The sequence below is a fragment of the Acinetobacter rudis genome (assembly GCF_031157835.1).
Lineage (GTDB): Bacteria > Pseudomonadota > Gammaproteobacteria > Pseudomonadales > Moraxellaceae > Acinetobacter > Acinetobacter rudis_A.
In genome coordinates this window covers 1-10,911 of record NZ_JAVIDR010000034.1, presented here as the reverse complement: position 1 = coordinate 10,911, position 10,911 = coordinate 1, and the positions used below count along the sequence as shown (strand labels likewise).

Annotated in this window: 8 protein-coding genes and 2 pseudogenes; 6 read left to right on the top strand and 4 right to left on the bottom strand. The window is 36.4% G+C overall.

Annotation, left to right across the window (positions count from 1 at the left end):
- Positions 1-253 precede the first annotated feature (253 nt).
- Positions 254-1,369 carry an S-(hydroxymethyl)glutathione dehydrogenase/class III alcohol dehydrogenase gene (locus tag RFH42_RS16470; protein ID WP_308977005.1) on the bottom strand — a complete coding sequence of 372 codons (1,116 nt, stop codon included), beginning with the start codon at positions 1,367-1,369 and terminating at the stop codon, positions 254-256.
- Positions 1,370-1,552: 183 nt separating this feature from the next.
- Between RFH42_RS16470 and RFH42_RS16465 the strand changes: the two genes are divergently transcribed.
- A complete protein-coding gene (locus tag RFH42_RS16465; RefSeq protein WP_308977003.1) occupies positions 1,553-3,034 on the top strand; it encodes a phospholipase D-like domain-containing protein in 1,482 nt (493 codons plus the stop codon).
- A gap of 52 nt (positions 3,035-3,086) precedes the next feature.
- Here RFH42_RS16465 and RFH42_RS16460 read toward each other — a convergent pair whose 3' ends face one another.
- Complete coding sequence (locus tag RFH42_RS16460; RefSeq protein WP_308977002.1) at positions 3,087-3,998, bottom strand: bestrophin family protein; 912 nt, start codon at positions 3,996-3,998, stop codon at positions 3,087-3,089.
- A gap of 344 nt (positions 3,999-4,342) precedes the next feature.
- Here RFH42_RS16460 and RFH42_RS16455 point away from each other — a divergent pair, with 344 nt between their 5' ends.
- The 5 genes and pseudogenes from RFH42_RS16455 (at position 4,343) to RFH42_RS16440 (ending at position 8,964) form a co-directional block, all read left to right on the top strand.
- Positions 4,343-4,855, top strand: coding sequence for a rhodanese-like domain-containing protein (locus tag RFH42_RS16455; RefSeq protein WP_308977001.1), 513 nt, complete (start codon positions 4,343-4,345; stop codon positions 4,853-4,855).
- A 155-nt stretch (positions 4,856-5,010) separates the two neighbouring features.
- Positions 5,011-5,301 (top strand): annotated as a pseudogene (locus tag RFH42_RS16930) (serine O-acetyltransferase EpsC); the annotation flags it as partial.
- A gap of 75 nt (positions 5,302-5,376) precedes the next feature.
- Positions 5,377-5,988: pseudogene (gene epsC, locus RFH42_RS16925) on the top strand (serine O-acetyltransferase EpsC); the annotation flags it as partial.
- Between the two features lie 143 nt (positions 5,989-6,131).
- Positions 6,132-7,064, top strand: coding sequence for a family 2A encapsulin nanocompartment shell protein (locus tag RFH42_RS16445; RefSeq protein ID WP_308976997.1), 933 nt, complete (start codon positions 6,132-6,134; stop codon positions 7,062-7,064).
- Positions 7,018-8,964 carry a family 2A encapsulin nanocompartment cargo protein cysteine desulfurase gene (locus RFH42_RS16440; RefSeq protein ID WP_374990763.1) on the top strand — a complete coding sequence of 649 codons (1,947 nt, stop codon included), beginning with the start codon at positions 7,018-7,020 and terminating at the stop codon, positions 8,962-8,964. Before RFH42_RS16445 ends, RFH42_RS16440 begins: the two co-directional genes overlap by 47 nt.
- 67 nt (positions 8,965-9,031) lie before the next feature.
- On the opposite strand, the gene RFH42_RS16435 is transcribed toward RFH42_RS16440, so the two are convergent.
- Together RFH42_RS16435 and RFH42_RS16430 are read right to left on the bottom strand one after the other, a co-directional pair.
- The gene (locus tag RFH42_RS16435) at positions 9,032-9,601 is read right to left on the bottom strand and encodes a YceI family protein (protein WP_308976995.1); all 570 of its coding nucleotides are present in this window, start codon (positions 9,599-9,601) and stop codon (positions 9,032-9,034) included.
- 498 nt (positions 9,602-10,099) lie between these two features.
- On the bottom strand, positions 10,100-10,900 hold the full coding sequence (locus RFH42_RS16430; RefSeq protein ID WP_445596582.1) for an OmpA family protein: 801 nt from the start codon (positions 10,898-10,900) through the stop codon (positions 10,100-10,102).
- Between the last annotated feature and the right edge of the window lie 11 nt (positions 10,901-10,911).

The following is a 10,911-nucleotide window of genomic DNA, read 5'->3' as shown; positions in this document are numbered from 1 at the left end:
AGCTGATCTAGCATCTTACAATGTTTGTCTTTTATGCGTAATTTAAGGGTTTTCATAGCCAAATTATAGCAATTTAAAATGCCAAAAGCCTTATAACATAAGGTTAAGCGACGAAATATGTCATATGGCTTACGCCAGTCACTTATATCCTCACCCTGAACGATAAGGTTTTACGCTCCATCGAATAAAAAAACGGGCAATTGCCCGTTTTTTTTATGATATTTACTTAATCATTTTAAATTTTACGCATAATTCACTCATCAAAATGCACTACGCTTCGAATAGATTTACCCTCATGCATAAGTTCAAATGCATGATTAATCTCGCTGAGTGGCATGGTATGCGTTACAAATGGTTCTAATTCAATCTCTCCACGCATCGCTTGTTCAACCATACCTGGTAATTGAGTACGTCCTTTAACTCCACCAAATGCAGTACCTTTCCAACTACGCCCAGTAACCAATTGAAATGGACGTGTTGAAATCTCTTGACCAGCTCCTGCCACACCAATAATGACGGATTGTCCCCAACCGCGATGTGCACACTCTAAAGCTGAACGCATAACATTAACATTGCCAATACATTCAAAAGAATGGTCTACACCCCAACCTGTCATTTCCACAATGACTTGCTGAATGGGTTGATCATAATCTTTAGGATTTAAACAGTCTGTTGCACCAAATTTTTTAGCCAATTCAAATTTTTCAGGATTGGTATCTACTGCAATAATACGACCTGCTTTCGCTTGACGTGCACCTTGAACTGCAGCTAAACCAATTCCTCCCAAACCAAAAATAGCAACGCTATCACCAGGCTGAACTTTTGCTGTGTTATGTACAGCACCAATACCGGTTGTTACACCACAGCCGAGTAAACAGACTTGCTCAGGATTTGCTTCAGGATGAATTTTTGCCAAAGACACTTCGGCAACAACAGTATATTCACTAAATGTTGAGCACCCCATATAGTGATAAATTGGCTGGCCTTGGTATGAGAACCGTGTTGTACCATCAGGCATTACCCCTTTTCCTTGTGTTGCACGCACCGCAACACAAAGGTTGGTCTTTCCTGACTTACAAAATAAACACTCACCGCATTCAGCTGTATACAATGGAATGACATGATCGCCAGGTTGGACGCTAGTAACACCTTCACCTACTTCAACAACGATCCCAGCACCTTCATGACCTAAAATAGCAGGAAAAACACCTTCAGGATCATCTCCTGATAAAGTGAAAGCATCTGTATGACAAACACCACTATGTGTTACTTTGATTAAAACTTCACCTGCTTGTGGTGGAGCAACATCTACTTCTACAATTTGTAAAGGTTGCCCAGCGGCAAAAGCAACGGCTGCACGTGATTTCATTTGATTTCCTTAATTTGTAACATGTTAGGGCACATGATCAGGACTATGCTATTTTATGATGAATAACATGATTAACCAACTATTGAACTAGATTATAGACTTAACAGATCAACTTACTGATTAAAAAAAAGAGACTTTCCTTTTACCCTTACAATTGTGTTGAGCATAGGATGTAATAGCAATATGAATCAATCCCCTGTAGTAGAAGCACAACTAAAAATAAATTTTCACCATTGGCTTCAAAATCCCAATTCAGAAACAAAATTACAACTTGGCCAAACTGCCTATTTAGTCTTAGAAGACGCATTCCGTAGCATTGCAGCCCGTATTTATCTCATTCGAAAAGCTCAATATTATATTGATTTACAATACTATATTTGGGCCAATGATTTTATTGGCAATTTAATGCTCAGCGAGTTATTACAAGCTGCCGATCGAAATGTAAAAATTCGCCTACTGATTGATGATCAAAATGGGCGTCGACTTGACTCTCAACTTCAAGCATTACTGCAACATACCAATATTCAAATTAAACTCTACAATCCCTATAAGTTTCGTAAATTGCGTATATTTGATTATATATTTAGAGCCAAAAAAATTAATCGTCGCATGCATAACAAACTAATTATTGCCGATGGAACCATTGCGGTTACCGGAGGACGCAATATCAGTGGTGAATATTTTGATGCGAGTCAATCTTTTCAATTTACAGATACAGATGTACTGTTTCTTGGACAAGTCATGAACCAAGCTAATCAAAATTTCCTTTTATTTTGGAACCATTCTCTAAGTGTAGATCTACAACACTACCTTCCAACAGGAAATGCACAAGATTTAGTTAAATTAAGAGAAGAATTTGAATTTTATTCTCAAAAAAATAAACAAACTGAAAATAAGGTAGAAGCAGAACATAACACTTTAGTAGGTAAAATTAAGAATAGTCAATTTAACTGGGCTAGCACTGAGTTTCTTGCAGATATACCAGATAAAACCCTCAATAAAGTAGCAACTGAACAACTGTTATATACACAGTTAATCAACAAAATGGGCCAAGCTCACCAAGAATTAGATCTTATATCGGCATATTTTGTACCTACAGCATCTGGTTTAAATTACCTCTGCCAATTACCAAAACAAAATGTTCAAGTACGTATACTCACCAATGCCTTTGTTGCCAATGATGTTGCACTTGTGCATGCTTTCTATCAAAAGTACAGATATGACTTATTAAAGAGTGGTATCAAACTTTATGAGTTTAAACCATATATTGAACGTAATGACCGAACTTGGTATGAAATCATGACTGGTAATGTGATTCCAGCCAAAGTGAAAAGCAAATCGAGTTTACATAGCAAATTAATCAATATTGATAATATGACCTTTATTGGTTCTTTTAATTTCGATCCAAGATCTGCTCACTTAAATACTGAAGTTGGCTTGCTCATTCAATCAGAACAACTTCAACAAGATATTTCGACGAATCTTGATCAGTCTCTAAGTAAAATTGCTTATCAGTTAAAACTAAATGAACAAGATGATATTGTTTGGTTAGAGCATCAAAGCAATGGCGTGGTGATAGAGCATGCTGTTGACCCAGGAAGCACACGCTTCCAACGTTTTATGATGCATAGTGTTGCATACCTGCCTATTGAATGGATGATGTAATTACATTATCCATTCAAGCAAATGACAATACAATTAAAAGCGTTGTTAAACATTAGCGTAGATTCGCATTAATAATTTCAATACTTGGTGGTAATTTCTCACCTAGAGAACTTAGCATCTCGCGTTCAATCAAACGCACAATAGAATCTAAAGGCAGATCATTTTCTTGCAAACCAAAAGGCTCTTCTAATTCAGAGCTCAACGCATCTAAACCTAAAAACAAATAAGCAATAAGTCCAACCAAAATTGGAGTCCATATGCCTAGACTTGCCTCCAAGCTAAAGGGCAATATTAAACAAAAACAATATACAGTACGGTGTAAAAGCACAGAATAAGCAAAAGGCAAAGGAGTACTCACAATACGGTCACAACCTGCTTGAATATTACCTAATGCAATAATATGCTGGTTTAAAGCATTATAAATGATGTCACTAATCTCCCCTGTTCTTAATGCTTGCACCAAATCACGTTGAATTGCTTCAAGCACAAATTGAGAAGCATTAATATTATTTTTTAAATCCTCAAAGACTTCTGTACTAAAACTATGAAAAGTACTTTCAGATTCAAAAAAGGAGTTTTGTTTTCGTAAACGGTCGCGAAGTAATCGACTAAACAACATGGTACGTCGCATTAATCGAATTCGATGTTCTTCTGTTAATACATGAGAATCTCGTGAAATATGTCTTGAGTCAGCAATGAGTGCCCCCCAAAGCTTTCTTCCCTCCCACCAACGATCATAACAAGCGTTATTACGAAAGCTTAAAAAAATCGAGAGAATCACACCAAAAATCGTAAAACCTATAGCTGGTACAGCAGGAATTGTTAAAAAATGCTGCGCAGATAAATATACTAAACAACTTGAAATCAGCATCACGACTATTAGTGCAGGCAATACCTTAGGCAAAATAGTGCCTTGCCAAGCAAAAAGTAAAGTAAATATATTGCTTTTATCTCGTACAATCATGATTTTTCATTCGCCGTAATTAAGATTGACCATGTAGATAACTCGTTATTATCTGAGAAAAATTATACTGCGTTCTACTATTACTTTCATTTGATTAATAAATAAAGCAAAAATTCAACCTTTAAAAATTTTAAAACTAATAAGAAACAATATTAATCATATAGATAATTTTTATATTCCCAATAATACTCTACAATTAAATAAGACTTATCACACTCATATCAACATTATGGTTCATTTCTTCTCAATGCTTTTTTAAATATGAGTACATAAATTATTCTTATTTTAATTCCCCTTTAAATACTCCTAAGATCAAAAACCATCGATATTACTGGTTTAACACAATGATTACGGACAATAGACAATCCACAGCCGACCATTCTACATTTGATACAACTCTCTCCAATTTAGAACACATTACAGCCTTACTGAATCAAGCACAACAACTCGCAGAGCAACATCAGCTTCACTACAGCGGAGACCTCGACCCTAAAATTGCATGGCAACTGATTCAAGCTCAATATGGATTATTAATTGATGTACGTACCCATGAAGAACGTAAATTCGTTGGTTATATTGAACAGAGCATACATGTTGCATGGGCAAATGGTACAAGCCTAACGCGCAATCCAAGGTTTATTCGAGAATTGGAAAAAGTTGCAAATAAAGAACAAGTCTTAATTTTAATTTGCAGAAGTGGGCAGCGTTCAGCATTAGCGGCTAGTGCTGCTATCGATGCTGGTTTTAAACAAGTCTATAATATTATTGATGGTTTCGAAGGTAAATTAAATACAGCATTACAACGTAATCAAGAAAATGGTTGGAAATATCTCAATTTGCCATGGATTCAAGATTAAATACAGATTTCAATAAATAACTTACTCTACACTGATGCAAATATATTCAATTAAATAAAAACATGAAAAGCATAAGACTACAAAGTAAAACTTCTCTATTTGCTTAAATTCAGATTAAATTCGGGCTTAGTGAAAATCATATTTAAGGAAATTATGTGACCCAATGGAATATTCAACCTGTTGTACACGATTTACAACAAGTACGTTACGAGTGGCGTGCCCTTCAGTTTAGACAAAAAAAAATTGGTGAGAGAGAACTACCTTCCAAGCAAGTCTTACAATATGTATTGGATAGTCTCTGTGGCATCTTATTCCCCATGCGCCTCGGGCCAACGGGTATTAATCAACAATCTGAAAATGGCTATATTGGATATACACTTAACCGAGTCTTAGACCAGCTTAAATTACAAGTCCAACTGACTTTGAGTTATGACTATAAACGCCATCAACGATCGTTCAGCAATCAATCAATGCAAGACAATGTAGATACTGGCTCCAACCTCAGTAAAGTTAATAAACAAGCCCATGCCATTGTACAAAAGTTTGCTGATCAACTGGCTTCAATTCGGCGTCTAATAGATGCAGATATTTGTGCTGCTTTTGAGGGTGACCCTGCTGCGCATAGTGTTGATGAGGTTTTACTCTGCTACCCTGGCATATTGGCTATGATTTATCATCGTCTTGCACATCAACTATTCCCCGATGTGCCAATTCTCGCACGTATTATTTCTGAACTTGCTCATTCAGCTACAGGTATTGACATACATCCAGGTGCACAAATTGGCCCAGGGTTTTTCATTGACCATGGGACAGGTGTTGTGATTGGTGAAACATGTATTATTGGTGAACGAGTCCGTATATATCAAGCGGTAACTCTAGGTGCAAAACGTTTTGAACTCACTGCTGATGGTCAACTTAAGAAGAACTATGCTCGCCATCCCATTGTCGAGGATGATGTTGTAATTTACGCAGGAGCAACCATTTTAGGATGTATTACTATTGGCAAAGGTTCTATCATTGGCGGCAATGTTTGGTTAACACAAAATGTTGCACCTGGTAGTCATGTATTACAATCGGCATTAGAAACTTTTTTACAACCAAAAATTCAAGCCGAGCTCAGTAAGTCAACATAACAAATTATAAAATCCAAATTAAAACAATGGAGTATATTAAAGCAAGCTAAACGATATCTATCTTGTAATGGCAAGATAAAAATATTGATCATATTTCAACAACAATAAATACGAATAATTAATCAATTAGCTAGGATAATACCATGGCCCAAAATACAGATAAAAGCCAACATGCTCTCGCAGATCATGCCGCAAGACAATTGGCAAATGCGACTAAAACAGTTCCACAGCTTTCAACCATTACCCCACGTTGGTTGACTCACCTACTTCAATGGATTCCAGTCGAGGCTGGTATTTATCGTGTAAACCGCGTCAGTAACACGAATGACATTCATGTAGCTTGTACCAAGCGTGATGAGGCAACTCTTCCACAAACTTTTGTTAATTATGATGCATCACCACGCGAATACTTCCTCAATGGTGTATCAACTGTCTTAGACATTCATACACGTGTTGCTGATTTATACAGTAGCCCACATGATCAAATAAAAGAACAATTACGTTTAACAATAGAAACTATTAAAGAACGCCAAGAAAGCGAGCTTCTTAATAATCCTGAATACGGACTGATTAGCAGTGTCGCTGAGCAGCAACGCATTTCAACTTTAACAGGTGCTCCCACACCAGATGACCTAGACGACTTATTACGGCTTGTTTGGAAAGAACCTGCCTTTTTCCTTGCTCATCCAGACGCGATTGCCGCCTTTGGTCGAGAATGTACACGTCGTGGTGTACCACCACCAACTGTAAGTTTATATGGTTCACAGTTCATAACTTGGCGTGGTGTACCCCTTATACCTTCAAATAAAATTGCCGTGACAGATGGTAAAACTAAAATTCTTTTGTTACGTGTTGGTGAAAAACGTCAAGGCGTTGTTGGCTTGTTTCAACCTGGTTTAACTGGAGAACAGTCACCAGGGCTATCTGTTCGCTTTATGGGAATTAACCGCAATGCAATAGCTTCTTATCTTATTTCACTTTACTGCTCACTTGCGATATTAACTGACGATGCCTTAGCGGTCTTAGAAGATGTGGAGGTTGGCAAGTATCATGAATATCCATTCAACTACAAATAATTCTCCGCCTACCGAAGTTCCGTTAGAACCATGTAGTGATCTAGCAATGGCTCTAAATGAAAAAACAATTTATCAGCTAGCGAATGAGTTATTTTCACTATGGCCTAAGTCAGAATCTACACAAGACTCACCTCATCAGCTCTTAGTTACTGCAGAAAATTCTTTACATGCGATAACAGCTACACCATCGCAGCAAATGTTATCCTCTACCTACGATGATGTAATACAAGCGACAAATGCTCAGCCGCAATCTGACTTTCCTGAACGTCAATTCATCCCAGAAATACCCAATAGAAGTCAAATAAAATCTCTCGATGAATCTCAAGCTATTCACCTAACCAACGAACAATTTAGACAAAATTCTCCTGAAGAATCAGTCAATCAATATAACGCTACAACATCTTCCTTTTACTTTCTAAATTCTGATTCAAAGCCAATTCAGGACGCTGTTTCGCTTACCACAAGCGTACAAGATGAGTATTTCTCTGTGCCAAGTGTTGATTATAAAAATCTATTTACAATATCTGAAACAGCAAACCTATCTCAGCAGCATGGTCAAACAAATAATTTTTATTTTACAACACTGGAAGCCAAAGCCCCCCTTAAAACATCAGAACCTATCACACAGATTCAAGATAACTTTGCAATTACAAAATTCAAATCCCATGCCATACAACAGCTAGATGTTGAGGCAATACGCCGTGATTTCCCAATCTTACAACAGCAGATCAATGGTTATCCGCTCGTTTGGTTCGATAATGCAGCTACTACACAAAAACCCAATTGTGTCATTGAACGTATCAGTGATTTCTATCGATGTGAAAATTCGAATATTCATCGTGCAGCTCATACTCTTGCAGCACGTTCAACTGATGCTTTTGAACAAGCACGTCAAATTGTGGCAAATTTTATTGGTGCAGAATCAAGTGATGAAATTATTTTTGTACGTGGTGCTACTGAAGGAATCAATCTTGTTGCAAAAACATGGGGGATGCAAAACATCCTTGCTGGTGATGAAATTTTAATTTCACAATTAGAACATCACGCCAATATCGTACCATGGTATCAACTTTGTCAACAAACAGGAGCTAAAATACGTGTTATTCCAGTTGATGAAACTGGTCAAATCATGCTGCATCAACTGCCTGAGTTAATCAACAAACGTACAAAACTTGTTGCTATTTCACAGGTTTCCAATGCACTAGGAACAATTACCCCTGTCACTGAAGTTATTGAAATAGCTCACAACAAAGGAGCCAAGGTCCTTATAGACGCAGCTCAATCAATATCGCATTTAGCAAACAATGTTCAACTGCTAGATGCAGATTTTTTAGTTTTCTCTGGACATAAAGTATATGCCCCAACGGGTATTGGTGTACTCTACGCTAAAGCAGAATTACTCCATAACATGCCTGTATGGCAAGGTGGTGGCAATATGATTCAAGATGTCAGTTTCGATTATATCAGCTACCAAGATGCACCAAATAAATTTGAAGCAGGTACAGCAAATATTGCTGATGCTGTAGGTTTGGGTGCTGCTTTAAATTACATACAATCAATTGGAATTGATAATATTGCACACTATGAACAGCAATTATTAGAATATGGCCAATATAGATTACTCAGTGTACCCAAACTAAAGCTTATTGGTACTGCAAATCATAAAACTAGCATTATGTCTTTTATTTTGGATGGTCATCGTACCGAAACAGTAGGACAATTTTTAAATCAACATGGTATTGCCGTGCGTTCTGGACATCACTGCGCACAACCCATATTGAGACGCTTTGGATTAGAAAGTACAGTTCGCCCGTCTCTTGCTTTTTATAATACGATGACGGAAATCGACCACATGGTTGATGTATTACACCAATTACAACGTTACAAAACAAATATTTAATTTCCATGCCCAGCAAAGCTATAAAAACATAACTTTGTTGGGCCCTATCTGTTCATTTTAATATGCATTAATGTGCAACTATTGCTTCTGCCCGAATCTGAATAGATATTTGGTCACCTACATTTGCCATGTATTCGTGCAAACCAAAATCTGAACGCTTAATATTTGTCTTTCCACTAAAGCCAACTACTGGTACACCCAAAATTGGATGCACAGATTGTTTAAACAATACCGTATCTAACTGTACAGCTTTCGTTACCCCCTTGATTGTAAGGTTGCCCAAGATCTTGTAGTTCTTATTGTCACTACTTACAACCCGAGTACTCTTAAATGTTATATAGGGGTATTTGCTCACATACAGCCAATTACTTTGCAGTATTTTTTGGTCTAATTGATTAATCTGAGTACTTACATTTTTCACTGGAATTTCAACATAAACTGAAGAGTTATTTGCATTCTTATGATCAAAATGTAGAGTTCCTTGTATGCCGCTAAAGCTTATTGGCTGTGCTGTAAAACCAAATTGTTCAACATGTATCGAGGCTAAAGTTCGAGCTGGATCAATATAATACGTTACTGATGCTGCCTGTACAGACCCCATCATTAGCAATAATCCGAACACTCTTAATATAATCATGATCATTGTAGCTTAATTTTTCAACATTATTTATAATTCCTCCCAAAAAAACATATCTTTTTAGGACAAATACAAGTCAAATACACATAATTATCTGATCAATATGTATTTAGCCCGTAATTATAACCAAGCTTTCTTTGAGTTAATATATTTACTTGTATTTTTTTTAATACTTTTAAGAATTTAGAAATAATCACTAATAAATATATAAGACATTTAATCAATAGAATATCGATGATTTCAAGATACTAATTTATAGTTATATATTTATTAAAAAAAACAAACTTACTTATTAATATAATTAAATATTATATTTAGAATTACCGATCTCAATTACTATAACTAGCACTTTTATAGTCAATCAAATTCTATAAATTAACTTTCTTTTTAACAAAAAAACCACCCTATCCTGAGATAGGGTGGCTACTTATTTTAATTTAGAGTTTGCGCTGACAATTTACTCTTAAATTAAAATTTTTAGCTCTAACAATCACTGGATTATCGTTTTTCAACACCAGTGATTTCAACGCTCACTCGACGATCTTGTTGTAAGCAAGCACGTTGTGCATTACCTTTCGCTACAGCAAAACATCCATTACTTAGAGGTTCTTTTTTACCAGCACTAGCATACGTAATCACTTGCTCAGGAATACCAGCACCCATCAAATAGTTTCGTACTGTTTCAGCACGTTTTAAACCCAATTGATAGTTATACTGTTCAGAACCAAGGCGGTCTGTATGACCAACCAAATGAATTTTACTTACAGTTGCATAACCTTGATTAATTTGTGTTGCCAATTGATCTAATTCGCGTTGCCCTTTAGGCAATAAATCACTGCGTGATGATCCATCAAATTTAAATAAGGCATCTGCACTTAAATTAAATTGTTTTGTTGGACTTTCTACAATTTGCTGCACAATCGTTGTTTCAGTTGGGTACATGAACTGCTGACAATCATCTCCCTTCCAACTCAAACGCTCTGCAACATAATGTTTGTCATAATCAATACGGAGTTGACAACGCTTATATTCTTGAGTGTTCGGCTTACGAATGTCTAAAACATAATTCCAGGTTTTAACAAATATCAAGCCTTCACTAAAGTGTGGATTACCCAAAATATGACGGAATTGATCCTTATTTGAACCCACGCCTAGTCGTGCAACATCTGAGTACTCATAACGCTTCACTTCTTTTAAGTAACTACGATCAATCTCTGGAAACGTTACTTCGTCCGTTGAGGTTAAAGCTACTTCTTCTGCATTTGTCGACATGCTTGTGATGACCACTAAACTGCCGATTAAACTTTTAA

Bases quoted from the DNA above. Each gene is read 5' to 3' on its own strand.
- RFH42_RS16470 (WP_308977005.1), bottom strand. From the start codon at position 1,369: ATGAAATCACGTGCAGCCGTTGCTTTTGCCGCTGGGCAACCTTTACAA.
- RFH42_RS16465 (WP_308977003.1), top strand. From the start codon at position 1,553: ATGAATCAATCCCCTGTAGTAGAAGCACAACTAAAAATAAATTTTCAC.
- RFH42_RS16460 (WP_308977002.1), bottom strand. From the start codon at position 3,998: ATGATTGTACGAGATAAAAGCAATATATTTACTTTACTTTTTGCTTGG.
- RFH42_RS16455 (WP_308977001.1), top strand. From the start codon at position 4,343: ATGATTACGGACAATAGACAATCCACAGCCGACCATTCTACATTTGAT.
- RFH42_RS16445 (WP_308976997.1), top strand. From the start codon at position 6,132: ATGGCCCAAAATACAGATAAAAGCCAACATGCTCTCGCAGATCATGCC.
- RFH42_RS16440 (WP_374990763.1), top strand. From the start codon at position 7,018: ATGTGGAGGTTGGCAAGTATCATGAATATCCATTCAACTACAAATAAT.
- RFH42_RS16435 (WP_308976995.1), bottom strand. From the start codon at position 9,601: ATGATTATATTAAGAGTGTTCGGATTATTGCTAATGATGGGGTCTGTA.